General features: G+C 40.6%; 25 protein-coding genes. 2 read left to right on the forward strand and 23 right to left on the reverse strand.

The window, feature by feature from the left end:
- Positions 1-222 precede the first annotated feature (222 nt).
- The gene (locus J2T13_RS09765; RefSeq protein ID WP_429370835.1) at positions 223-672 is read left to right on the forward strand and encodes a C40 family peptidase; all 450 of its coding nucleotides are present in this window, start codon (positions 223-225) and stop codon (positions 670-672) included.
- A 281-nt stretch (positions 673-953) separates the two neighbouring features.
- On the opposite strand, the gene J2T13_RS09770 is transcribed toward J2T13_RS09765, so the two are convergent.
- From J2T13_RS09770 to metH, 22 genes are all read right to left on the reverse strand, one after another.
- A complete protein-coding gene (locus J2T13_RS09770) occupies positions 954-1637 on the reverse strand; it encodes a response regulator transcription factor (RefSeq protein ID WP_429370691.1) in 684 nt (227 codons plus the stop codon).
- Between the two features lie 149 nt (positions 1638-1786).
- On the reverse strand, positions 1787-2848 hold the full coding sequence (locus tag J2T13_RS09775; protein WP_429370693.1) for a MoeB/ThiF family adenylyltransferase: 1062 nt from the start codon (positions 2846-2848) through the stop codon (positions 1787-1789).
- 18 nt (positions 2849-2866) lie between these two features.
- Positions 2867-4420: an ABC-F family ATP-binding cassette domain-containing protein gene (locus J2T13_RS09780; RefSeq protein WP_429370695.1), complete on the reverse strand. Its 1554-nt coding sequence runs from the start codon at positions 4418-4420 to the stop codon at positions 2867-2869.
- A 132-nt stretch (positions 4421-4552) separates the two neighbouring features.
- The gene (locus J2T13_RS09785) at positions 4553-5548 is read right to left on the reverse strand and encodes a hypothetical protein (RefSeq protein ID WP_429370696.1); all 996 of its coding nucleotides are present in this window, start codon (positions 5546-5548) and stop codon (positions 4553-4555) included.
- Positions 5535-6095, reverse strand: a complete 561-nt coding sequence (locus J2T13_RS09790; protein ID WP_429370697.1) for a hypothetical protein — start codon at positions 6093-6095, stop codon at positions 5535-5537. The genes J2T13_RS09785 and J2T13_RS09790 overlap by 14 nt, the downstream gene beginning before the upstream one ends.
- On the reverse strand, positions 6092-6490 hold the full coding sequence (locus tag J2T13_RS09795) for a hypothetical protein (protein WP_429370699.1): 399 nt from the start codon (positions 6488-6490) through the stop codon (positions 6092-6094). Before J2T13_RS09795 ends, J2T13_RS09790 begins: the two co-directional genes overlap by 4 nt.
- 41 nt (positions 6491-6531) lie before the next feature.
- On the reverse strand, positions 6532-7020 hold the full coding sequence (locus J2T13_RS09800) for an ABC transporter permease (protein ID WP_429370701.1): 489 nt from the start codon (positions 7018-7020) through the stop codon (positions 6532-6534).
- A 12-nt stretch (positions 7021-7032) separates the two neighbouring features.
- Positions 7033-9105 carry a hypothetical protein gene (locus J2T13_RS09805; protein ID WP_429370703.1) on the reverse strand — a complete coding sequence of 691 codons (2073 nt, stop codon included), beginning with the start codon at positions 9103-9105 and terminating at the stop codon, positions 7033-7035.
- On the reverse strand, positions 9095-10981 hold the full coding sequence (locus tag J2T13_RS09810; RefSeq protein WP_429370837.1) for an ATPase, T2SS/T4P/T4SS family: 1887 nt from the start codon (positions 10979-10981) through the stop codon (positions 9095-9097). Before J2T13_RS09810 ends, J2T13_RS09805 begins: the two co-directional genes overlap by 11 nt.
- Positions 10981-11829, reverse strand: a complete 849-nt coding sequence (locus tag J2T13_RS09815) for a hypothetical protein (protein ID WP_429370704.1) — start codon at positions 11827-11829, stop codon at positions 10981-10983. Before J2T13_RS09815 ends, J2T13_RS09810 begins: the two co-directional genes overlap by 1 nt.
- Entirely contained in the window at positions 11826-12542 is a 717-nt protein-coding gene (locus tag J2T13_RS09820) for a hypothetical protein (RefSeq protein ID WP_429370706.1), read from the reverse strand. The genes J2T13_RS09815 and J2T13_RS09820 overlap by 4 nt, the downstream gene beginning before the upstream one ends.
- 32 nt (positions 12543-12574) lie before the next feature.
- Positions 12575-13576 (reverse strand): SAF domain-containing protein, encoded by a 1002-nt coding sequence (locus J2T13_RS09825; RefSeq protein ID WP_429370707.1) that lies wholly within the window; start codon positions 13574-13576, stop codon positions 12575-12577.
- A 63-nt stretch (positions 13577-13639) separates the two neighbouring features.
- The gene (locus tag J2T13_RS09830; RefSeq protein WP_429370709.1) at positions 13640-15115 is read right to left on the reverse strand and encodes a protein kinase domain-containing protein; all 1476 of its coding nucleotides are present in this window, start codon (positions 15113-15115) and stop codon (positions 13640-13642) included.
- Positions 15116-15329: 214 nt separating this feature from the next.
- Positions 15330-16331: an SAM-dependent methyltransferase gene (locus tag J2T13_RS09835; RefSeq protein WP_429370839.1), complete on the reverse strand. Its 1002-nt coding sequence runs from the start codon at positions 16329-16331 to the stop codon at positions 15330-15332.
- 98 nt (positions 16332-16429) lie between these two features.
- Positions 16430-17203 (reverse strand): ABC transporter ATP-binding protein, encoded by a 774-nt coding sequence (locus J2T13_RS09840; RefSeq protein WP_429370711.1) that lies wholly within the window; start codon positions 17201-17203, stop codon positions 16430-16432.
- The gene (locus J2T13_RS09845) at positions 17200-17520 is read right to left on the reverse strand and encodes a thioredoxin family protein (RefSeq protein ID WP_429370712.1); all 321 of its coding nucleotides are present in this window, start codon (positions 17518-17520) and stop codon (positions 17200-17202) included. The genes J2T13_RS09840 and J2T13_RS09845 overlap by 4 nt, the downstream gene beginning before the upstream one ends.
- Entirely contained in the window at positions 17520-17861 is a 342-nt protein-coding gene (locus J2T13_RS09850; protein ID WP_429370714.1) for a cyclic-phosphate processing receiver domain-containing protein, read from the reverse strand. Before J2T13_RS09850 ends, J2T13_RS09845 begins: the two co-directional genes overlap by 1 nt.
- Positions 17862-17898: 37 nt before the next feature.
- Positions 17899-18747, reverse strand: coding sequence for a deoxyribonuclease IV (locus tag J2T13_RS09855; RefSeq protein WP_429370716.1), 849 nt, complete (start codon positions 18745-18747; stop codon positions 17899-17901).
- Positions 18737-19552: an Fpg/Nei family DNA glycosylase gene (locus J2T13_RS09860; RefSeq protein ID WP_429370718.1), complete on the reverse strand. Its 816-nt coding sequence runs from the start codon at positions 19550-19552 to the stop codon at positions 18737-18739. The genes J2T13_RS09855 and J2T13_RS09860 overlap by 11 nt, the downstream gene beginning before the upstream one ends.
- Positions 19553-19818: 266 nt before the next feature.
- Complete coding sequence (locus J2T13_RS09865; RefSeq protein WP_429370720.1) at positions 19819-20607, reverse strand: TIGR01457 family HAD-type hydrolase; 789 nt, start codon at positions 20605-20607, stop codon at positions 19819-19821.
- Between the two features lie 302 nt (positions 20608-20909).
- Positions 20910-21836 carry a ribonuclease Z gene (gene rnz, locus J2T13_RS09870; RefSeq protein ID WP_429370722.1) on the reverse strand — a complete coding sequence of 309 codons (927 nt, stop codon included), beginning with the start codon at positions 21834-21836 and terminating at the stop codon, positions 20910-20912.
- A 97-nt stretch (positions 21837-21933) separates the two neighbouring features.
- Positions 21934-25377, reverse strand: coding sequence for a methionine synthase (gene metH, locus J2T13_RS09875; RefSeq protein ID WP_429370724.1), 3444 nt, complete (start codon positions 25375-25377; stop codon positions 21934-21936).
- Positions 25378-25551: 174 nt separating this feature from the next.
- On the opposite strand from metH, the gene J2T13_RS09880 reads away from it, so the two are divergent.
- A complete protein-coding gene (locus J2T13_RS09880; RefSeq protein ID WP_429370726.1) occupies positions 25552-26094 on the forward strand; it encodes an acireductone dioxygenase in 543 nt (180 codons plus the stop codon).
- A 102-nt stretch (positions 26095-26196) separates the two neighbouring features.
- Here J2T13_RS09880 and J2T13_RS09885 read toward each other — a convergent pair whose 3' ends face one another.
- Positions 26197-26613, reverse strand: a complete 417-nt coding sequence (locus tag J2T13_RS09885; RefSeq protein WP_429370728.1) for a FixH family protein — start codon at positions 26611-26613, stop codon at positions 26197-26199.
- Between the last annotated feature and the right edge of the window lie 191 nt (positions 26614-26804).

The following is a 26804-nucleotide window of genomic DNA, read 5'->3' on the forward strand; positions in this document are numbered from 1 at the left end:
AATCCATATTTTAGGACGTTACAAAACTGTTATACTCAGTCCATCACCTGCTTAACACAGTCAATCGCTTGGTTATACTCAGCCCATTCATTCATCACTTGGTTACACTCATCCATCACTAGATAGAAACTATCAAATATAAATTATATACGGAGGTACAACATCATGAATAACACATGGATTAAAAAAATTGCAACTGTCGGAATTTGTTCTACTATCGCAATGTCTTCTATGCTCGCAGTAGGTGCAGAGGTTTCTCAAGCTGCTACATCTTCAACTATCTCTTCAACTAAAGCAAAAAATATAATCAATTATGGTAAGAAATTTATGGGTAAACCCTACAAGTTCGGTGCTTCAACTTCTACTACCGCTAACTTTGATTGTTCTTCACTTATGAAGCGCATCTACAGCAAATATGGCGTAACATTACCTCGCACATCTGTCCAACAATCTAAAGTTGGTAAAGCTGTATCCAAAGCGAATCTAAAAGCTGGTGATTTAGTATTCTTCTCTAGCGGTGGTCGTGCTAACGGTAGAAATGTGACTCACGTTGGTATATACATCGGAAGCGGAAAAATGCTGCATACGTACGGCTCCCCTGGAGTTATGATCTCTGATATAAACAAAGGCAACTGGAAAAAGACTTACTTGAAAGCACGCCGCGTTCTTTAGGTTATCAACACCAACATCATATTCAACTGAGCTATGGAACCGTTAGATTGGATCTAATAGAAGTTCAGTTTAAATATTCCGACAATCATTATGATTGTCGGTTTTAATTTTTTCTTTGATTATGATCTCAAGCATGTCAGGTTGGCAATGGTGCGTGGCAATGAAGCACATCACCACCTTGGTCAATTTGCTTCTTTACTGAAATGGCAACAACATATTCTTATAATAAATATGTAACTATTCCTTTTTCTCCCCTACCAACCAAACAGCCGTTTGTTCACTTAAGGCTCTTTTAATATATAACCCACACCACGAACGGAATGAATTAATTTATGACTATATTTTTTGTCTAATTTAAGTCTTAGATGCCATATATACACATCTACTGCATTTGTCCCCGTTATAAAATCGTGATTCCACACGTGGGTAAGGATATCATCTCGACTACATACATGATTCACATTCCTCACTAAATATAATAATAGTTCATATTCCTTTGGGGACAATGAAATAACATCTTCACCACGCATTACCAGTCTACTACTTGGTTCTATGCATAGATCCCCAACGATCATAGGAGCTATATAACGCTCCCTTTCGGTCGAGAATAGCTCCAATAAGTTCTGAACACGTGCTATCAATTCTGCAATTTCACAAGGCTTATTTATATAGTCATTAGCACCTGCGGCAAAGCCGTTTACAACATCTTCCGTCCTAACCCTGTAAGATAACACGATGACTGGGAATCTTCTTCCTCCTGTCCTGATCCGTCTAATCACCCTATAATCTGAGTCCATATCCTTCATGTCCAATATAAACATGTCTATTTCATGTTCCTCAGCATATTTAATGGCCTCTAAATAATTATGAACAAGATGTACTTCGTAACTCTGACGCTTCAACGCTGCGACAGCATCATTCGTTAGTTCACTGTTGCATCCCACATACAAAAGTTTCTCATTCACAGGTTACCACCAATTTCCTAAAATATGATTTCTGATGTTAATGAAGCAGCTTCTTTATTATTTTGCTCAAATCTAAAAAAATCCATTCCCTAATATAAGGAATGGATGAGGAAAACTATATTTACATGATGGCTTTACTGACCTGATTCCTATCCGAAATAGCGATGATATATCGTCCTAGCCTCCGTAATATCTTTCGTCCCATGCACCAAGGCTCTACCATCTGGAAAGATAACAAGTCTAAAAGAACCCACTGTAAATGATACTAAGAATGGATTACTCTGCACTTGTCCCTCTTGTAGATTAGATAAACGTAGTGCTATTGTCTCTAGATTTAATGACTGACGCTGAGCTGGGCGGATCTGCACACTATCGCGTCCACATAACACATCACTTTTTTCTAAATTGGATGCAGATAAATAAGGATAGGTAGCATGGCTACCACAAGAAAGACAATGTTCTTTCTTAGCCGTATCCACGCCGATCGTAACATATTCATTACGCCATAAATCAAAGGAAAGTAACTTACGTCGTAGAGCCTCTGGGTGTCCACTAAGAAGTTTTAATGCTTCTACCGTCTGATTCGCAGTCACCATCTGAACAGCCTGCGGTATGATGCCGGATGTGTCGCAAGTATCCCCCCCGAGTGGAGCAACCCCTAGTAAGCAGTTCAGACAAGGGGTATCCCCAGGAAGAATCGTGTAGGTTATCCCATAACTACCGACGCACCCTCCATAAATCCAAGGGATCTTGTACTTCTGTGAAATATCATTAATCATCAGACGTGTATCGAAATTATCAGTACCATCCATGATTAAATCTACACCAGAGATTAGACTTTCCATCTCCTCCACTCGTACATCCAGCACATGGGTGTCCACAATAACTAATGAATTAATTTGTTCCAATCGTCGTTTAGCAGCCACCGCCTTAGGCAGTCGCTCCGCCGCATCATGCTCAGTGAACAATTGTTGACGTTGTAAATTGCTCCACTCCACATAATCTCGATCTGCCAAGGTAATATGTCCTACACCTGCACGTACTAAAGTTTCGGCAATGGACGTACCAAGGGCACCCGCACCAACAATAAGAACATGGCTTTCACCTAGCTTACTCTGACCTTGGACACCTAGCGGAGCAAATCTTTCTTGCCTAGAATAACGTTCAAATACATCAAATGCACCCTTACGGTCATTTCCTCCGCTTTCCATTGCTTGTCCCCTTTCGTACTAAGCCTTCTTAGAAGACCATGCTTCAACGTCCCAAGTTTTTGTAACCCAATCCTCATAGAATTCCGGTTCATGGGATACAAGAAGTACAGTCCCTTTGAACTCTTTTAGAGCACGTTTCAATTCTGCCTTAGCAACAATATCCAAGTGATTCGTCGGCTCATCAAATAGAATCCAGTTCGCCTCATGCATCATTAACTTACAAAGGCGCACCTTAGCCTGTTCGCCACCACTGAGTCTACTTAGCGGACGTGTAATATGCTCGTTCTTAAGTCCACAACGTGCTAAATGTCCCCGTACTTCATTCTGATTCAGAGATGGGAAAGCATTCCACACATCATCGATAGGCGTAATATTCTCTGCGATTGCTTCCTGCTCAAAATAAGCCGGTTGTAAAAAGTCACCCAGATATGTTCTACCACTAAGTACGGGTATTTTACCAAGAATAGACTTAAGCAATGTCGATTTACCGACACCGTTACAACCTACAATCGCGATTTTCTCTCCGCGTTCAATAATCATACTCATCTTAGGGAGTAATGCATGAGTATAACCAATCTCGAACTCAACACCTTCAAATACAGTCTTCGCGCTAGCTCTTGCTTCCTTGAAATGAAACGTAGGCTTAATCGCTTCTTCTGGTTTATCAATCCGTTCCATCTTGTCCAATTGTTTCTCCCTACTCTTAGCACGAGTAGATGTAGAGGCACGCGCTTTGTTCCGCGAAATGAAATCTTCTTGCTTCTTAATGAAGTCCTGCTGTTTCTCATAAGCCTCAAAGTGCTGATTCTTATTCATACTAGACATTTCAAGGAACTTCTCATAGTTCGCTGTGTATCTTGTCAGTTTCGAAAATTCTAAATGATAAATCACATTCACGACTTGATTCATAAACTCTGTATCATGGGATATCAGCATAAAAGCATGAGGGTAATTTTTCAAATACTGAGTTAACCAATCAATGTGCTCAACATCTAAATAGTTGGTAGGCTCATCAAGTAGCAGTACATTCGGTTTCTCAAGCAATAACTTTGCAAGCAACACTTTAGTACGCTGTCCACCACTTAATGAAGTAACGTCACGCTCAAGACCAATCACGTTAAGTCCTAATCCGCTGGCCATTTCCTCCACTTTCACATCAATCAAATAGAAGTCACCAATATCTAGTTGCTCTTGAATATCACCCATTTGCTCTAATAATACGTCCAATTCTTCAGGAGTAGCTTCACCCATTTTTTCTGTAATTGCCAGCATTTCCGTCTCTAGCACTAAAAGGGGAAGAAAAGCATCCTTAAGAACATCACGTACCGTCTTTCCTGGTGTTAGCTTTGTATGCTGATCCAAATAACCAAAGCGGACCCTAGGAGTCCACTCTACTTTCCCCGTATCTTTAAGCAATGTGCCTGTTAAAATATTCATTAATGTGGATTTACCGACACCATTAGCACCAACAAAGCCCACATGTTCTCCATCTAAAAGTCGAAAAGATACATCTTTAAATAACGTACGCCCTCCAAAGTTATGGGAGACATCTTCTACAGTTAATAAGCTCATCGTTCCTCTTTAACCCCTATCTATAGTAAAAATCATTATAATCTCATCCCGAAGATCATCAAGATTTCATTGTAACATAAATAGGAGGCTTGCTGAAACTAAGTATTTAAAATTTACAAGTTAATTTACAAGTTATGGTGTAACTTTATTCTCGCATGTTTTCTCATAATAGCCTGCCGCAGCAGCATTCTTTTCACTAGGGTATACCTCTTCGATCCGCACCTGTGGGAATGAACAGGAACTCCTATAAAAATACTTAATCCCTGTTATCTTATCTACTCCTGCATAGATATCATGTACCTTCACTAATCTTCCCCCTCCTAATGCATAATCATTATAATAGCGATCTCCTACAGGTACACCTTGTATAAATGCCATCATTCCAATATCATCCACCGAGTTATTCCATTCCTCTTGAGAAATCGACGGTAAGGTAAATAGGTACGAAATTCCGTTACGAGCGGCCCATTCATTATGTCTGTTGATATAATAAGCTAAATCTTCCTGAATCGATGATACAATGCTAGCTCTGCGTACTTGCTCGAATTTGTCATGTTCTTGTAGAAGTGGAATCGTTGTATCCTTACCTATTTCTCCCGCCAGTCCCTTTACCCATTCTCCTATTCTTGCATCAAAGGCTTCGATATAAGTATCCAGTGTAAAATGAATACTGTTCCCCAGTGCATCACTATATGTGTAAGGTTTCTTTGCCATCCATAGTGGTTCTCGGAGATTGTTACCCTCGTCATCTTGGTATTCTCCTGATGTATACACGTAGTAACCATCATAATCCATGACAACAATTACAGGTATGTATGTCTGAAGAGATCCCTGAGCAACAGGATCATCCTCAATCTCCATATTCATGTATAACGTATGCTGAAATGTACTTAAAGCTAACTCTTTGTCTGCTCTGAAATACTTCTCCGAATGGTATCCCGCTTCCATTTCCTGCTGTTCATTCATATGGAGAACCCGCCCGCCATCTTGGACAGCAGTTCGAAGCGCAGTTCTGTATTTCATTTCTAGTAACTGCACTTCTCTCTGGTCTTGTACATGGAACTCCATGATCATAAATAGGGGAAACATCATACATACGAAGATAATAGAGAAATCAGTAATCTTCATTTAATACCATTCCTCCATACGGAAATACAATAACTGTTCGACCTTTACTTAATTCTCTTATCCCATATAGAAAATCAGACATAATCGTGCCTGGAGTAATATTTGTATTCTTTACCGTAACTTTAAAGAAGTCACCGACCATCATTTTGTATTTCCGTGAATCACTATCCTTGGGTAACCCGCTATCAGGGAATAATATAGCTAATATAGACGCTTCGTAAAAACCTTCATAAACCACACTAAATGTGTCCTGAAATGTTGTAGCGTTAGCAGCATCCGTGTACTCCGGATGATACTTTTTATGCCTGTGTTCCATCTGAACCTCATAATCATTTCCGGTCACGTGAAGACTCTGTAAGAACTCATTGTACATCGATGGCGTGATATATCCTTTTACCCTAACAGCATCTACAAACTCAGTAACTACGTTATAAACAACAATCTGAGATAAATCGTCTTGACGTTGAGCCCCTTCAGCGGTGGGATATATATACAAGAGCAGCAAAGCTAGAATCACGCTTACAAATTTGGAAACAGCTTGGGTCATATGCTTGTCCCCTTCAGTCCCGTGAATATAAGTCTAATAATATTTCCACTTCCATCTCTTATATAGCCAACGCTATACATTTGCTGCACATCTATACGGTTATAATCCGTTTCTAATATTTCTGCACTATCAAAAATATATCCGTCTACTTCAACTATGATCCCTATTCGTTTACTTTCACTAAGGCTATATAACACCTGAGAACCGCTGTAGACTTCTGAACTGCTTGTACGAAGAGTCACCTGTATGCTCTGGGACTGACCTTGATTAGCAGCTGAAACAGCCTGTAATGTGTGATCCATTTGTCTTAGCATGTTCAATGTAATCCAGCTTGCACTTACAAATACGACTAGTGAGACGCTTAGAAAGATCATATTTTGTGCATTTTCTGACATTGGGTTACTCCCCCCCTCTACTACTCAAGTCACTCATTTCCTTAATATTGTCCAAAAAGCAACCCTCTGACGACGTTGGAGCTATCCTTTACGATACTGGCCTTAAATTTACCACTAGGATTTACATATTGATCACTAGCCTCATCCAATGTTAGTTGAATATCTCCTTGACGCGAATTAGGCGAAATTACAGACCCATACTTATCCGCTGCCGCTGAAGATGAAATATCCAGAACATTACCATACCAGACACCGGCATTATGAGTTTTACCTGTTTCTACTTGGATGCCAAATTGATCTTTATCTTTAAATTTCCGAAGTGCATTCGTAACCTGAGACCCACTAATCGTTGTATTATCATATACAGTAAAAGAAGCTTGTGATAATTCTGTTTGAATATCCGAGAAATTATTCTGTGCCGTCTTAGTGGCCTCTTGTGCCGAAATAAATAAAATGACCACAATGGTAATTAATGCAATGGTTAGAAAAATACCTGCTGCCACTTTTAGTGCTGATGATGCGTTATTCATAGTTCCATCTCCTTATAAATGTTGGATTTGTTCATAATACATACTCATTTGCATAAAGCTCATACTAATTAATGGAATGACTAAATAGAGAAATATCAGGGCATACATTGGTGCAAAGCCAATCATTCTTCCCCAGCCAGCCTTTGTATCAATAATTCGCTCATACTCTTGCTTACGCTGTTCGAAATAGAATGACATTTCACTCTCCAGATCATCAAAAGCCTGTGTGATTGGAATTTTATCTACAGCAAGTAATAATTTATCTATAATTCTCTGGAATTCAGGAAATAAGATTTCATCCTTAAGTCCTTGAAGCGCCATCTCCGCTCCGTGATCATAATGGAGGAGACCTTTATGAATCGGAGTTTTGAATATAACTGCGAACCGATCCATCCACTCTAATATCGTTTCAACAGACATCCTATCCATATCCCGAAGCATTGAAATAACCGTGTGAAATTGGTATACCTCATGTCTCATATCCATCGTTCGTACTTTCTTCTGAAAATAAAGAATCCATAATGGCAATTGATATCCCATGGCCCCCATCATGAACGCTAATAGAACTTCCCACCATTTCACATATTCCTCGTTATATTGTTGAAGCTTATCCAGTATACGTTGGACAGAAGCTACAAACTGATCTTGTTGTGCAGGCTTCTCATTCATTTCAATTAACTTGAGTGCCACTTGATCATAACTGGCATCCGGGGATACATCGACCCGCTCCATGACTTTCCGATCACTGGCTGCAAGCACATCTCCCTGACGTTTCTCTTCTATAGACAGACGACCGAAGAAAGAGTCACTTTTAACCGGATCATACATGATATGTTCTCTCGCTGAGTGATGCAGAAATAATATCGTCGTTAGTGTCAGTGCAAATCCAACCATGAAGAAGACAATTCTACGAATATAGAACCATTCATAACGAAGAGTACTATTTGTGTCTTTGAGCAGTCTTATGATGATCCCGTATGGCCTTGTCTGAGGCTTAGGCGCTACTAGTGACGTTACCCAGCTCAAAACACGAATAGATGACACTATCTGCTCCCATGATTTCTTAGACTTACCTGTACGGTATGTCGTCTCGTCATTCTGCTGCAGCTTCTGGAGTAACATATATGCCACAATAATAATGACAAAAATACTTATTTTAGTGATGTATCCCACTTTACTCATATAGAACTGATCCATGGCAGGAAAGCTATTTCTAGCCCAACTCTCAATGGGTTTCGTGAAAAATATAGGAGCAAGAGCGATGATATTCAACCCTTTTAGTAAATAGTCAAGTTTGTCTCTCCGTAATATCTCCAAATGGATCTCTTTACTCAGACTACTCAGCCCTTGCAAGTATATTGAACCTTGTTCCTTTGTCTTATCACCAAATTCCATAATCATATATGAAATACCCGCAAAGGCCTTAAGAAAGCGATTAGGCGCTGCCTCATAATACAGTTCTAACTGTTCATCAGGGTTTTTCGAAGTAAGTGATTCATAGATCTTGTTCGTATGTAAAGAAACCTCGTAACCCGCTGTTTCGGCAGCTTCATAGAGTGCTTCTTCTACCATGCCATGTTGATGGTAGCGATGACGAACATCTGAGAATAGATCTACCATTTGAGAAAGTAATCGTTTCTCTAAAGAATTAACATACGTATCAACTAAGAAGCTATTCAGAACGATCGCCGCTAAAATAACTGTTAGAAGAAAACTGATACTTTGATTGACCATAAATAGCAGAACAACTGAAAGTCCCAAAGTTCCAAGAACAGCATAGGTCATTTTCATGACCTCGTGCCGAAGATGAAATTCATCATAAGCATGTACACCAGAAAGACGTTTACGCATTCTGCGAATATAATGCGATAATAACGGGATTCTAAGACCCATTGAATACGAAGACTGTAAAAAAGCATGTCCCCGTTCTCTATATCTGATCTTGTCATTCCCACCCCGGCCATATAACACAGACTGCTCAACATTTCTTTCCCGACTGCGTACCCATGACAATACGCCATACAGAAGGATAAACATACTTAGCGCAATAATCAGTGTCATCTGTAACGCGGAATTAACCGACATTTCTATCACCCCAATGATCGCTCATAAATTCCTTGAAAAGAACTGCGTCTTCAGGGCTCATGTGCTCCAGCATTTCCGAACGGTTCCAATCAGAAATAGCAGCACCTACGACATATTCTCCATCTCGATACTCTACAATATTATGTGACGTGAAAGCCGTAGGGACGCCCATTCTCTGGTAATACTGACTACTTAATTGCATGAATTGGCCTAACATTTGCTTTATAGATCCACCCTGATCATTCCATTCAGGAAGAGTCATGTATTCCCGTGGTATGCACTCTGTAATTCTTTCAATGAACCTATTACCCGCAGAATCGCGTTTCATATGAATATCAAAATTTATAACACTAACTACCTGTTGCTCTGCTATAGATTCATTATGAAACACCCCACTTTTGAGTAGAGAATTCCGTAAGGAATGAATTAGATCTTTGAACGTCTTAGCATGATGTGTGAATACAGTAAACAGACTCGCAACTTGAGACATTTGAATCATCCAAGACGCCACTTCATCACTTGCCACTTCTCCAAGAATATTAACGGTACCATCCGTCTTCTTCTGGAGGTCCAATCCAGCCTGTCCGGAAATATATTCCGTTTCTCTGAAACTCAGAATATTACGGCGACTATATATTTTTCTTAAATGGAGTTCGAATGCCATCTCTTGTACTCGGAGTGTGTATGAAGCATATATATGTTGAATCATAGCCATTAATAAAGTCGTTTTACCTGAACCCTGCGCTCCCGTGACTGCCGTTATACGGCTACCTTTCATAAGATAAGAAATTAAGGTGATAGGAAGTGCTGCATTAGCTCCGTTGATCAGTTGAGAAAGGGAAGCATTAGGTATATCAAATTTACGAACGAAAAATGCCCAACTCTCCGCAAAAGGAGGTCTAACGACCACGACCCGTGATCCATCCTTCATTTCATTCACCTTATAACTAGCTGCTTCGGATAATTGCCCCGGGTAATTATATTTATAGATATTTTGACAGACACGCTTTAATTCAAGCTCGGATCCAAACGAAAGGAATCCCAAGTGGATCGATTTCCCTTTATAAAAGACCCACACACTGTCGATCCCTTTTACTGGAATATCCGTTCGATTGACGGTTTGCGATACATACCAATCTAGTTCTGCATCATAACCTGATACCCCATTCACACCTCCACTTACACCATCTATTCGTTGATCACGAAGCTCATCAATCACTGAAAAACCTTTATATTGCTGATAGATACGTTGGACCACAATCTCCACCTTTTCTTCAAAAGACAGAAGACGATATTCAGCGTGAAATAGCCTGTGAACATCCTCTGCTACAATGGCATAGATAGGTTCATCCCCATACCCTTCAACAATACGAGCCTCATCCAGATCATATTTTTCAACCAGCTTACTGAATGCATCCTGATGATATTGCTGATGAAATAAATACAGGATGATTTCGAATTGATCCTGAGCATTTAATAGATTACTCTGTTCAAAAGAGATCGCCTCGTCGACAGTTGTCTCATTCAATCCATAGCTCTTAACTAATAAATCAGCCATAAATTGTTTCACATACTGTTTGTCATATAGATCTCCTGAGATGCATCCCTTGAGTGCTTTGCGAAGTTCACTACGTTTATTCAACCTTCGTCTGTATTCCTCTTCATGAAGCCCTAAGTCCGATAATTGACTATGCGTGAGCTCGTGAAGCGTTTTTTTCACAAAATCAGTCATAGAATCAATTGTATATTTATCTTGAGCTGAATCGTTCGTTAGTAGGGGATTACGAAGCTCTAAGTATTTAATGTAAATAAACAGTGCTGCAAATAATAGAATAAGTGCAATGATAAGTAAATTGATAACACTCCCGAAAAGCATCAAGCGCCTCTCTCCATTATTTTTACAGAAGCTGTCAGATGAAGTTGAACCATAATATCCTTAGCGAGTGCCCTAATACTGTCAAAGAATGAAGCTGAAGGATGCTGAGCATTCATATGCCGACTTCTCTGGATAAAAGGTAGAACTGCTTTCATATTCCATGCATCCATGAAGTCAGTTGAATAAGGAATTCCGTGTATATTTCCTTTGAATCCGAATCTTCTTTTTACATTCTGTAAGGTACAGTGTGATTGACGATCATACCGCCCAACTACGACGATAATAGGTTTATTCTGTAGCGCTTGGGGTAAGTTATTTCCTAAAAAGAAGTTCTCTAGTGATTGAATATTCTGTGTAAGACTCACTACAATCAGATCGGCAGCTTCTAATATAGCCCCGTCTCCTTTAGCATCAATGTCATGAACCCCACAACCCGCATCCATAAGCACTAAATCATAATACTGATTAGCTAATGTAAGAATAGATTGGATTAACTGGGCACGGTATCCCGGGAGTGTTCCTTCACACTTCGCATTTCCGCTCACAAAATCAAGCCTATCTAGCATTAGAGGTACGGTATAATCACGAATATTCTCTTTATTAAGGCGTCGATTTAAGCACAACCTTTCGAGCGCATCCATTCCGCTATCGTTAAACGAAATAAAGGAGTCATCTAGAGCCACTTTCCCTGTATGAAATGCCCCTTCCACCCGCTCTCCAGCAACGCCTCCATGTCCTAGTAACATACGAACCTTATACTCTAAGCCAATCATGGCCGCAACAGACGTTATATGCGCAGTACTTCCGCTTCCCCCTTGAAGTGGACTCCAAAAAGCAACTGTACTCATATCTTTGTCCTTCCTGCGCTACGTAGAGCGCGTTTAATATGTTCATCATCTAATTCAGCTAGTTTCATTAATATTCCTAACGCTTTCTTATAACGTCTAGAGAGAGGCTTCATGCGAAGCTGTCTTTGATGCTCGTTCTCAAGTTTCAATGCCATATCCATCTCATCCCAAGGAATGATAATAGGCTCTCTCTCCCAACAAACAGGCCACCCCTCAACATAATCCTCTATATAAGAACTCTCTAAGAGCGTATCTACTGCGTGCATATAGACAAGTTGGAATATCATATCTTTCAGTTCGGAATGTTGTCTGTTAAGAGCATTCAGCCACTGGCTACCTTCAGATAGAGACCACACGCCATAGTCTGTAGTCCAGACCCTTAAATCTGAGTCGCGCCATGTCTCCATAGCACAGAACGATAAGTTCTCCACGTCATAAATAACATAATCATATCGTTCTAACTTTTCTTCTCCATATCGCAAATGTTCTTCCAAATGCACCTGTGAAGTAAAACCACACGCAACATCAAAATTCATAAATTCAGTGATCTCAAGAGGTTTATCTAGTAAACCGATATACAGAGGATATTTATGGCTCTGAGTTGCATCGACTAAAAGTACCCGCTTGTCTACTGACGCTAACAATTTACATAAATAGAGAAGCAAATCGCTTTTTTCACATAGGCCTGCAAAAATCCATGTTTTCAATGCCATTCCGCTCCTTCCTCGTATTATCGTGAAGAGTTCTACTGAACAGCTGTAAATGAAGATTCATCCGCAGCATTTTGAGATAAAATATGTTCTCTCTGCTCAATATCATTGTAAGAATCCTTCTCCTCTTCAATAGGGTTACTGTCTACATTAGGTTGTACCGTAGATGGATATGAGTTGGTTGAACCAGATTCTGAACGGATCGACGTTTCTGAGGATACTGACGGATCTATGGAAGCCAAGTCTCTCTCAAGAGCAGTCCGTACGGATTCAGATAAATGTTTCTCCGCCTTGTTCACAATATTCGGATCACTCGCCATTAATTTAAGAACTTCCTTATTCACAGGATAAGTGGGTACCGCTCGGTCTTGCATTTCAGGTTCTACATACGTTAATGCATATATCGAAGCTTGGTGAAGGTATGCATCTACCATGGCACTTGATAAAGATAAAATTTCCTCTTCGCTAAGTGTGAACCACATCGTTGGACTCAATAAATTATCAATTTTCTTCTTAGAGAGTACGATGAAATCTTGACCTGTCGGAAATTGAATGCGTATATCGATAACGTCTCCGACCTTCAAATCAGATGGAAGAATGATTTCATTTATCTCTTTATTCCTTAGATCAGGAGAAGTCATCTTACCTTCATTAAACATCGTTGCTGTCAGAGGTGTTCCTTTATGCAGCTCAATCTTCGAACTCGAACCAATAATAACCTGTGGATTATCAATCAAATTGTCAGGAGCAACAAGTCCAGGTAACTTCACAGCAATCAGGTCTTGTGAACCTATCGTCTGCCCTGGTTCAATATCCCTCGCAGACATGAATCCCTGAATCATCGACCTCTCTTGTTCAATCTGTGCATCCATTAAGACTTTAATTTCTTGCTGATACTCTTGCCTTATGTTCACCCGCCGATCATGTTCAAGCTTCATGTTATATATCGCATATCCAGCAAAAATAACGCCCATGATGGCAGCCCCAGCAAGCCCTGCATAGATAAGGTGCTTATTCCGCTGCCTAATTTTCGACATGCATATTCCCCTTTGTCCATAGACTTATTAAACTTATCAATGAAAATAAATGCTGATCTTGTATCAATGTAGCCCGAAACGAAACTTCCTTTTTTTCACAGGGACTGGTGCGAATCCTCGAAATATTTGTGAGCAGACTCTCTCCATCTCCTCGCACTGATCAAAGGGATCCATATGCAATGGCAGACTGTATACCTTCGTTGTATTTAATTGCTTACGAAGTCGTTGGACAGCTTCTCTGGCTGCCAATGCCAGACAATAGGTCCATTTCGTCTGTGGATATACAGCTAATCTAGATACCGCCTCGGTGACATCTTGCTGACGCCATTCTGAACCCGAGCCGACCAGAATTGGAACATCAGCACGCAGAAATTCTTCCAAACGATCGTTATCCTCATATGACCCCAAATCCATAATGACATAACGATAGCTGCCTCCAAGAAGACCGATGATATTGGCTCTAGCTGTCTGTACCCAATAGTCCACTCCCTCGACTGAGAAACTGCGATGCGTGTGACGTCCCGTAGTATGATCACCTACGACAATCTGTTGAATTCTACTAAAAGCATTCGCCTTTATATCCATCTCGACCAGTGCTACCTTCTCGGAGCTTCTAGCTAAGTAATGGGCCATCGCAATGGCTGTATGCGTAGTTCCAACACCTCCCGTTGCGCCCATCACAGCAATAACACATGTCCCTACCGATTCATTTCTTATTGATGTTGGCTCTTGATTGGGTATCCTTCGGTTATGAGATAAAGCCTGTCGAACATCTCTTGCGGATTGAAATCGATCATCTGGTGAATGTTCCAGTAGCTTACGAATGATAGGAATGATGTCTCGTGGAAAATCACCCTGTATATATTGATCAACCCCCGTTAACCATTCACTTCTCTTGCCCCCAGTTGACAAATATAAGAGCAGTGCGCCTAATCCATACAAGTCAGATCTCGCATCACTTTGCCCTGTCCCATATTGTTCAGGCGCGGCAAAACCAACAGTACCTAGCTTCATCGTATCTTGATCTTGATTCTGTTTATAATTACGTGCAATACCGAAATCAATTAACCTTAACTCAAGCTGAGGAGTCAACATGATGTTAGAAGGCTTAAGGTCTCGAAACACAATAGGCGGATCATGGTGATGTAAATAATCTAGAACTTCAAGCAATTGATTGGCCAAATGTAGTATGAATTCGCTCTTAACTTTTCCTTTATGATTGTTGAAATATTTCTCTAAAGTCATTCCTTGAATATAATCCATGACCAAATACGCAACGCCATATTTATCTGGTGGAAAAAAATCAACAATACGCGGCAACCGTGGGTGACTGAGTGTGATGAGCAGCTCCGCTTCTTCTTCTATACTGCTATACTGCTGTGGCAGAGGATAACATTGTTTGACAGCCCAATGTTTACCTGGTAGCTTCATATCTTCAACTAAATAAACATGGCTCATGCCCCCCGATCCAATGACTTGCTGAATCTTATATCTCTCACCGATCGTTTGTCCCTCTAGAAGCAGAGAACCTTTATCCATCCTTTCACCTCCATTTCACTGCAACAAAAAAAAAGGAAAGCCTCCCTGAAAAGTTGAAGTCTCGATTAGATTCAATCACTTCGTACTTTTCGGGATGCTTTCCCTATATTGTTGGTTGGTTAAATTTGGAATTAGTATAAAACAATATAACGAGAATTGTAAAGAGTTATTTTAAATTCCTCATTATCGTTCACACAACATTTAATTCATAACATTAATATTTAATCATGTGAAGTGTTATCTCCTCACGATTATGAAAGAGCTGCTTCGCGTACTGTAGCTGCATATTGGTCTCTTCGAACGAGGCAATAACCTCTCTAATCAGAGCCATTGGCTTTTTGTGCATCAGCTTCACAGTCACGATGGCGGTTCCCCCAGGGGACAGCGCATATAGCAGATCTTTAACCAGTTTCACCATCTGTTTCGGGCTCCAACTCATATCACAGACTAACAAGTCGAATTGATTATCACGGAATTTCACCTCGGAAGCATTCTTCCGCATAATTTTCAACTTATCGTGTCCTTTAAGTGATTCGTGCATCAATGCAGGATCAACCGCCGTTACATGCATGCCTCGTTCGAGCAGAAAGGATGTCCATCCCCCAGGTGCAGCTCCAATGTCCAACGCGTGACGAAAAGCTGAGAAATCGATACCAAACGTCTTTTCTGCCTCTAACAATTTGAACTTAGCTCTTGAAATCTGTCCATCCTCACGTTGGAAACGTACAGCCCCACCACTCCAATCCGAGATGTTATCCTTAGGATCAGATACTCCTATATAAATGTGATCTGAAGAAACAAACACAGATAGAATCCATTCAGCATCCTGCACAGTAAATTGGGCATGCAGTTCGCTAAGGTCGCTTAATAATTGTTCACGGAGCGCTCCTGCACTTTGTTCACTCAGGCTCTGCTCTGCTTTACGTACTTGTAAAGAGACCGTTGTCCCCTGCAATTCATGTTGCTGCATAACGAATGATTTTAACTGTTCTAATCCAGTAGCTAGATGATCTGTAGCGATATCACATTGTACAGGTTGAATATGTCTAACAAAGATGGGTGCTTGATTGGCAATCATTTCCGCAGCTTCCTGCCAGCTAAAAGATACTGTAACTAGAAAGACTTCCCCTGATACAAGTACAGAACTTTTAACACTACCAAATAATCTTCGTAATTCTTCTTGTGCAAAAGGAGCAAAACCATGATTTGCTGTCATGATGAATCGTGATTGTTCCTGTTCCTGTTCTTGCTCTTGTTCTTGCTCTTGTTCTTGCTCTTGTTCACTTGTACTTACCTTGTTATCATCCAAACGGATTAACCTCCAGAAGTTACCTTGATCCAGGGACGTCCATTGTCCCATTCCAGCTCAACTGGAATTTCATAGGTACGTTTTATCATTTCTTTCGTTAGAACTTGTTCTTTCGGACCGGCCCCTGCAAGCTTACCATCTTTAATAAGGGCTACGTGCGTAAAGAGGGGTACAATTTCCTCAACATGATGTGTTACATAAACCACTGTAATGTCCCGTTGTCTTAGATGATCTATTTCAATTAGCATTTTTTCTCTCTCAAATAGATCAAGACCTGCACAAGGCTCGTCCATAATTAGCAACTTCGGATCTCCCATTAAGCAACGGGCTAACATCACCTTTTTACGTTCGCCTTGAGACAACGTTCCTAGCGGATGATCTATCAATCCACCTAGATTCATATCCTTTAGCAGCTGGATCGACTTCTCTTTCACTTCCGCGGGTATATCTTGATAGAATCGCAAGAATGCATAGGCTCCCGTAGCTACAACTTCCCATATCGGATCGGTAAGTGACATTTTTTCCATTAACGTCGGGCTGATGTAGCCTATTTGTTTGCGAATTTCACGTATGTCACATTGTCCGTATACATTTCCTAATACCTCAATCCGGCCTTTGCTTGGAAAAAGATAGCCTGTCATCATTTCTAAAAGCGTTGTTTTACCCGAACCGTTACGGCCTAATATGACCCAATTCTCACCTTTGTTTACTTGCAAAGATACATCATCTAGAATAAGGTTGTCCTCTCTTTGGAGAGAAATATGCTGCATCGATATCATTCTACCACACTCCTTATTTCATTCAGTAGTTCTTCCACAGATCCCATTCGATAGCGGATAATAGGTGGATTCAGCTTGCTAGCGTCTGTAACGAGCAAAGCGGGAACACTTGTGATCTGATATAGCTGGACCAATTGAGGCATCATATTCACATCAGCACTCATTATGATACCTGGCGGAAGCAACTGCTCAGCAACCTCCAACATCCTTCTAGCAACCTTACAAGTACCACACAATGGAGTATAGAAAAAAACAGCCAGTGGCGATATCGTGTTACTAAGCTCTATGATAAGCTCTTGCTGATTAAGATCCTTCATCAGACGTGCTCTGCTGCAATTTTTTGCAATAGTTCAGTACTCATGGGTCCATTATGAAGGATGACTTCAGAAGGCTTATGTTCATATAACAACTGATACATTTCTTGCTTACCAAATAAGCTTGATGTATGCAAGTAGATTTCTTTTGGATACAATTGTTCACGAATGATAGCATTCACGACATCCCTACCGCACATATTACTTTCAAAACCAAGTTCATAATCTAGAGATAGAATATCCACCTTACACTCTCGAAGCATCATCAAACACTCTTCACCACTACGTGCCAAGGAGAAGCCTGCAGGGCAGCGGCGGCAATCATCTAAATATAAATGAATCATAGCACACCCTCCTTTCTTAATAGCTTATCCATCCAATCTAAGACCACTTCATAACTGTGGCTATATCTTCTTTATGTGTTCCATCCTCACCCGTCTCTGTTTCCATGATCGCAACGATTTGTTGAAATTCAGGAAAAGAGAAGAATTCCCTAAACGATTTTTCTCCAATATAACCCTCACCCATTCGAGCATGACGATCCTGACCAGAGCCAAAAGGAAATTTAGAGTCATTCAGGTGAATCGCTTCAACATGGTTCCAATACTCTAACTCTCGGCCCTTCTCAATCAGTGCCTTAGTATCGGATGTATCCCATAATCCTGCAGCAAATGCATGACATGTATCGAAACAGAACCCGATTTTATCTGGATGATGTGATAGACCACGAATCTGAACCAATTCCTCTACCGTAGTTCCCATCATTCCACCATGTCCGGCTTGATTCTCAATTAACAGCTTGGTTTTACCTTGCCAAGAACTTAGTACGTCATTTAAACATTCTATAATATTTTTGTATCCTTGTAATGGATCAATCCCTTTATAATGGCCAAAATGAACCACAATGCCGAGCGAACCACACGCCTCCGCAATTTCCAAATCATTCTGAAGTGAGGCTACAGTTAAATTGTAAAGTTCTGAGCCACGACTCTGACCGACGGCCATGTTCACGGGGTACGGTGTATGTGCAATACTCGAAATCCCTTTTTCTTTACAGTACATAGCGCAATCCGCTGCATCCTTACTATTAAATGTCTTAACATGCAAGCTGCGAGGATTTTTCGGAAAATATTGAAAAGACTTGGCACCCATCTCTACCGTACGACGTGCTGCACTCCCATAGCCGCCTCGGATACTCATATGGATTCCAATCTTAATCTTACTGATCATGTTGACATGATGGACAGAAAAATGCCTTCCGTCCCGTCAATTCTACTCTACTTACTACACCACCACAGTGATAGCAAGTCTCCCCTTCGCGATCATACACCTTGAACTTCGCTTTGTACCTTCCCGTCTGCTGATCATCTTTGTAGATCGGTGTATCCATGTAACCGCCATCTTCAATGGCCTCAGTTAGAACTTCAACCACGCTACTGTAAAGCCGTTGCAGAGCTTCATCTCCAAGATCCTGGATCTTAGCGGAAGGCAACAAGTTAGCACGGTAAGCTATCTCATCTGCATAACGATTCCCAATTCCAGCCACGACGTGCTGGTTTACGATCATCGTTTTGAGTCCACCTCGACGTTTTTTAGCGATTTTAACAAAACGTTCTTCATTCATTCTCCGATCTAAAGGCTCAGGTCCAAGCTCACTAAACACTTGGTCTACCTCTTTTGCTGATAACAAATGAATATATCCTAGACGTAGTCCTATAAAACATAGCTTGTAATCTCCAAACGAAATCTCAACTTGCGTGCTACGTTCCGGAAGATCCTCATCCGTACCATAATACATTAGACCACCTAGCATCAGATGAATAAGTAAACGAGTCCCATTACTCATGTGGAAATTCAGATATTTCCCTCTTCGCTCCACAAAAATAACCCTGTTCCCTATTAATGCAGAAGCAAAAGTCTCCACGGGTACATTAATCGATTTATCCCGATTCACTTTTATGTCAGAGATCGGTATATCAAGTATATGATTTGAAAGTACTCTTCGGTAATTTTCCATTTCGGGTAATTCTGGCATGATTATCATCTTTCCTTTCTTGTTGTACTATTTAGACTTAGCACTGCTTAAAAAATGTAAAGTGTTGATATGACCGCTACGGTGACGGATTATTCTTCCGAGGGCAAAGCGTATGCTTTCGAAGTAGCTTTCCGTAGGAAAGCTTTCAGACGAAGGCCAACGCTTCTCCAGAACAATTCCGTCCCTTCGCTACAATCAGCATAGAGTTCTATCATCAGCAAGCACTGATTTTATTACGGTTTAGGTATAATCAGTCCCTTTTTGCATCAAGGACATAAGAGCTCTATCGCCTCTTGTAAGTCTCTACATATTGCGTCAGGTTGAATACCCGTTACTTCAATGTGCTGCTGTAGGTTTTCTGCTGTGGTGATACCCGTAAGGACGAGTATCGTTTCACATCCTGCTGCTGCCCCTGCAGCGATATCTGTATGCATGTTGTCACCCATAACAGTAACCTCTGTCGGATGTAATTTCAACAAATCTGTTGCATACGTCATTAAATGACTTGCAGGTTTACCAATAACAATTGGCTTCACACCCGTCCCGGCTTCTATGGCTGCGCCAATCGTCCCAGCACCCGGAATGAATCCATGATCTGAGGGAAGCCTTAAATCAGGGTTGGTAAGTATCGATATCGCACCTTCATTAATCCACCGAACGGCTGCTGATAAGGAATCATATGTAAATGACCGATCTATCCCTTGCACTACATATTCAGGAGATTCATGTACTTCTTGCAATCCTGCATTTAACAATGCACCCCGTAATCCTTCTTCTCCAAGAATTAATACTCTAGCACCTGGAGACTTCTGAGCAATATACTTTGCTGTTGCCTGCGAAGAAGTGCATACATCTTCCGGATCTGCTTGAATTCCCATACTATTCAGTAATCCAGCAACACTTTGTGGTGTCCGAGATGAATTATTCGTAACAAATAGATAAGGAATATGCCGAGATTTCAATGTATCAATTAGAACATCCGCTCCAGGAATCATTTGATTTCCATGATAAAGCGTACCATCCAAATCTATCAGTAACCCTTTGATTTGTTTCATTTTTACGTAAACACCCTTCCTAACCTTTAGTTCATGTGATGATTTATTAATCAACTTAACTATCGAGTTTATTAACCAGTACTTGCTCCATTGGAAAGGTATCAAAACAACTTATTTATTAAACGTATTTCCCTGAGATTTTAGCATATATGGCGCGTATGAATGAAATTCTAATCAAGATTCGTCATAAATTATCGAAGTTTGATTGCTGCGGTGGTTAATGACATAGAATATATTGTCATTCCTTGCGCTTTCCCGAGAAATAATGATCCATCTCCATTTCCCGGGTATCATCACTATATCTAAGATCTTCTAACTTCAATTATGCTTAGCTCTTCAGCTAGTCTCGTATTAGGAAATACTTCTTGAGCCTCATCTAAGAGAACTGTTAATTGCTCTAAATCCTTATAACGAGAGCTGAAGTGGGTTAACACCAGTTCGGTGACGTCTGAATTCTTCGCTGCTACTGCAGCTTGTAAAGCTGTACTGTGGTAGTAATCATGTGCAGTATCCACCATATCATGCAGGAAAGTAGCTTCATGTACAAGTAAATCTGCATCTTTAGCAAGCAAATGAACAGAAGGACAAGGTCTTGTATCACCAAGAATAGTAACAATTCTTCCCTTCTTGGGAGTACCAAGTACATCTTCTGGCTTTAATATCTTTCCATCACCTAGGTCAATGCTCTCACCCCTCTTGAGCTTGCCATATACAGGACCTGGCTTAATCCCATGAGATTCGAGTAAAGCAAGGTTAAGACTACCCGGTCTTTCCTTCTCTGTTATGCGGTAGCCGTAGCTATCTATCCGATGTTCTAACAATTCAGACTCCACTTTGAAACCATCATCTTCAAAAATAACGCCACCATCATGTTCCACTATATTTAATTCATATTCCATTCTAGATTGACTCAAAGACATAACGGTATCAATAAACTGTTTTAAACCAACGGGTCCGTATAGCGTCAGTGGAGATATTCCGCCTTGATTAGACCTGCTGGCAAGTAAACCCGGAAGCCCAAATAAATGATCACCATGTAAATGTGTAATGAATATCTTCTCAAGTTTACTCAATTTAAGTGAGGAGCGTAATATTTGATGTTGTGTAGCTTCTCCACAGTCAAACAGCCAGAAACTTCTTCTCTCTTCGAATAGTCTTAGCGCAATAGCCGTTACATTACGTTGCAAAGTCGGAACCCCTGCATTTGTTCCTAAGAAGGTTATCTCCATTACACTCACATTCTCCCTTCACTAATCCAGCAAAAAAGCCTCCGAAATATCGGAGGATTATTGCACTTCAGGTTCATTCTCTTCACTGATCTTATTATTATAACTTTTCCACATTGAAATATTGAGCTTGCGGATGACTGAACACCATGGCCGATACAGACGCTTCGGGTTCCATCATAAAACCTTCTGTCAATTCAATCCCTATATCCTCTGGATTCAGAAGCTTAAACAAAGGCCCCTGATCCTCTAGATCAGGACAGGCAGGATAACCAAAGGATACACGAATGCCTTGATAACGAGCACCGTGCCGTTGCTTCATGGTCATCGTAGCTGGATCTGAGAATCCCCATGTGTCTCTCATCATATGGTGAATTCGCTCAGCTAAGCCCTCTGCAGTCTCTAACGCTGTTGCCTGTAGAACATGAGAGCGAAGATAATCTCCTTTGTCCTTCCATTCTGTAGATAGCTGTTGAATACCATGACCGGCTGTAACGATTAAGAAACCTACATAATCCATGATCCCGCTGTCAACAGATTTCAAGAAGTCAGCTAAGCATAGATAGGGTTCTACCTTTTGCCGTGGGAAACTAAATGTGTGCAATATTCGGGTCTGATCTTGCGGATCATAGATGATAACATCGTTTCCTTGAGACTGAGCTGGGAAAAACCGATAGATCGCATGTGCCTGAATAATTCCATCCTGAGTTGCTTCTTTTAATATAGCATCAACACTCGCTTTTAATTCCACTGCTTTAGGATTCTCTTCGGCAAGCAACTGCTCAACTGACCCACGAAGTCCAAGATGATGCCCCATCAGCATCTGCATATTTACATAAGGAAGAATATGAGATATAGGGTAATTCCGCAGTACATGTCTCTCCAGATCTGGCGGTATATATACTGGATTATCTGTAGCAATATTGGACTTCACTGCTCTTGTTAACTCAGGCAACGGTACAATATCTTTCTGAGCAGCATCTTGAGCTTCCTTCTCTGCTTCCATTTCCACTTGCATCAATTCACGTTGCTCTGGATTCATCAGCTTGTTAGCTATGTCTAGACCATCCATTGCATCTTTAGCGTATACAACCATGCCCTCATATTCGGGTCTAATCCGATTCTTAGTAAATTTGCGAGTAAGCGCTGCGCCCCCCACCATAATCGGAATATCAATGTTCGCATTTTTCAAATCCTGTGCAGTGATAACCATCTGTTGAGCGGATTTCACAAGGAGGCCCGACAGTCCAATGATATCTGCCTTCTGCTCACGATAAGCTTCAATAATCTTCTCCGGTGGTACTTTTATACCCAAGTTAACGATATGATAACCATTATTAGATAGAATAATCTCAACTAGGTTTTTACCAATATCATGTACATCGCCCTTAACTGTCGCAAGCAATATTCTTCCTTTGAAGCTACTTTCATTCTTCTCCATGAAATCTTCGAGATATATAACGGATGCCTTCATCACTTCCGCACTTTGTAATACCTCAGCGACGATTAATTCATTGTTGTTGAACAGTCTACCTACTTCCGACATCCCTGCCATCAGCGGGCCATTAATCACCTCTAATGCGCTGTACTTCTGTAGAGCCGCACTTAGATCAGGAATAAGTCCTTCTTTGGTTCCTTCAACCACATAAGAGGCAAGGCGTTCCTCAAGCGTAAGTGTAGAAATTTTATCTTTTTTCACAACTTTCTTCTCACGGAATGCCGCTACGAAAGCCGCTAATGTCTCATCACTTGTCTCATATATCAGAGCCTCTGCAAGAAGCCGATCCTCTTTGGATATGGAAGCATATCGTTCTAGCTTCTCCGTATTTACGATAGCATAATCCAAGCCTGCTTTGGTACATTCATACAAGTAGACAGAGTTTAGAACTTCGCGCCCTGATTCAGGTAACCCAAAAGAGATATTACTAAGTCCCAGAATAGTCTTAGTCTCAGGATACTTCTCCTTGATTAGTCGTATTCCTTCAATCGTTTCTAATGCAGATCCAATATACTGCGGATCACCTGATCCGACCGGGAACATGTTAGGATCAAAAATGATATCCGATGGATTAAGACCATATTTATTCACTAATAGTTCATATGAACGCGTTGCGACGGCTAACTTAGCTTCACGAGAGACAGCTTGTCCGCTCTCATCAATCAGGATACACACCACGGCAGCACCATAACGATGAATAAGAGGAACTATCTTCTCGAATTTCACTTCACCATCTTCAAGGTTAATGGAGTTAATTATCGCTTTGCCTTGAGAATACTGTAATCCCAGTTCAATGATATGATCGTAGGTAGAGTCAATCATGAGCGGAACTTTGACCTTCTTAGCTACTAAAGGAAGAAAGTTGTTCACAGCAAAGGCCTCATCAATATCGGTATCCTGTAAATTGATATCAATAATTTGTGCTCCACCCTTAACTTGAGAACGAGCAATCTCAGATGCTTCATCAAATTTCTCTTCTTTGATCAATCTCTTAAACTTTCTTGATCCTGATATATTTGTTCGTTCACCGATCATGATCGGTCGATTCTCGGGTTCAATGAACAAAGCATCTACACCAGATACCGCAGGTAAATGCTCCCCTTTTATAAGTCGAGGATCGTACTTCGCTAGTGTTTCTGCCATAACCCGAATATGTTCTGGTGTCGTACCACAACATCCACCAGCTATATTCAGCCAACCTTGTTCTGCAAAAGCAGCCATCTTGCGTGCAAGTGATTCAGGTGACTCATGGTAATTACCGTTCTCATCTGGAAGTCCAGCATTCGGATAACAGCTGACCGCAGACTTGGAAATCTCCGCAAGTGTACGAATATGATCTCTCATGAATTCCGGTCCAGTGGCACAGTTTAGACCTATTGAGATAGGTTTCAGATGCTCTAATGATATATAGAAGGAATCAATACCTTGTCCAGCAAGGGTTGTACCCATAGGTTCAATCGTTCCTGATATCATAATGGGTAGTGTTACGCCACATTGTTTAAAAGCATTCTCGATCCCGATGCTTCCCGCTTTTACATTGAGTGTGTCCTGACTGGTCTCTAACAGCAATAAATCTGCGCCACCCTCGATCAGAGCAATCGCTTGCTCTTCATAACTATCTATTAATTGTTTAAAAGTAACTCCACCTGTTACAGATAATGTCTTGGTCGTAGGTCCCATTGCTCCAATGACATAACGTGGTTTGCTTTCCGTACTATATTTATCTGCAGCTCTGCGAGCAATTTCAGTGGCCCTAAGATTGATTTCACGAGATTTTTCAGGTATGTCATATTCAGAGAGCACAACAGCCGTTGCTCCAAATGTATTCGTCTCAATCATATCCGCGCCAGCTTCTAGATACATCTCATGAATGCGTTCAATAATATCAGGACGAGTAAGCACTAACATTTCGTTACACCCATCCAACTCTTCGCCACCAAAATCCTCGGCAGTAAGATCTTCTTGCTGGATCATGGTACCCATTGCGCCATCCATAATGAATATCCGTTCTTTTAATGCTTCTTCTAAGCTTGGTCTCTTCAACATATATCCCCCCTGAAAACGTTAATCCTTAGTTTAACAGAATAGCTATCATTAGAAAAGTCAACTTTTCAACCTTTACCCCATATGGGCAGGGAGTTTATCATAAATCAACCATCGACAAAGAAAACAACCTATATTATAATACTAATTAATCCAAGTGGGAAAGAAGGGTTTTACATGGCTGAAATTGTAATTCGTAATACGAACGAACGCATAGCTGGAGAAGAAAATGTTCGTGCTTTCTTAGAGCAACAAGGGGTCATTTATGAAAGTTGGGAGACCACCAAATTACCTGAGGAATACCAAACTAATTTTGTTCTAAACGATGAACAGAAGCAAGACATTCTAGATATCTATGATGGTGAAATTAAGGACTTAGCTGCTCGTAGAGGATATAAAATCTGGGATGTCATCACACTCTCTGATTCGACGCCGAATCTAAGTGACTTATTGAACAAATTCGAAGAGGTACACACGCATACCGAAGACGAAATCCGGGCTATTGTCGCGGGTAAAGGTATTTTTGTTATTAAAGGAGCTGGCGATCTAGGTTATTTCGATGTTGAACTAACTGCTGGTGATGTTATTTCTGTTCCAGAGAATACCAATCACTTCTTCACTCTAATGGCGAATCGTCAAATTATAGCAGTTCGACTCTTTGTCGAAGAGAATGGCTGGATTTCTCAACCTGTAAATGACCCTGATTTTCAAAAAGCATAAGTACAACAACTAATCATGATTAAGAGTTATACATCGGACAATAATACCCCGCTTAACCTCTTCAGGGAAACCGGGGTATTTCTTATTTTCACATTTTGGTGCCTATTCAACTATGATGATTTCTTTGGATGGCATCGCATGCATAGCTCCGACAGTAACATGTGATGTAATCCTATATGTTCCTACTTGCTTCAAAGATGTCTCGACCACATATTTCCCCTCACCTACGTGACTTGCCGGTATCTCAATGTGCTTACTTTCTTTATCCGGTGGAGCAATTTCAATAATGACTTTATCTGCATCACTTATTTTCATGTTTTGCTGCGTTACTACGACTTCTATTGCAATCTTCTCATTCACCTTAATCTGCTCAGGCACAATACTTAGATCTGCTTCAATAGGATTCATAGAATCATTGAACCCCATCTCCATATCTGCATGATTGTTATTTCCACATCCAACGACAGCTAGTAAGAGCAGTATGTACATCACAATAACTATTTTAGATTTATATCTCATCTTATCCACCTCTCGACATTCTTCGAATCCTTTATCCTTTATCCTTTATCCTTTATCCTTTATCCTTTATTACTCATTATTCATTGTTCATATTATAACGAGATTTCAAGCCTAAAGAGTGAGAGCTTAGTCACAATATTGTGACATTTATCATATCTCAAACAAAAAACCCATTCTCTTAAACCACAAGA

The organism is Paenibacillus sp. DS2015, assembly GCF_050433705.1.
Classification (GTDB): Bacteria; Bacillota; Bacilli; order Paenibacillales; family Paenibacillaceae; genus Paenibacillus_AQ.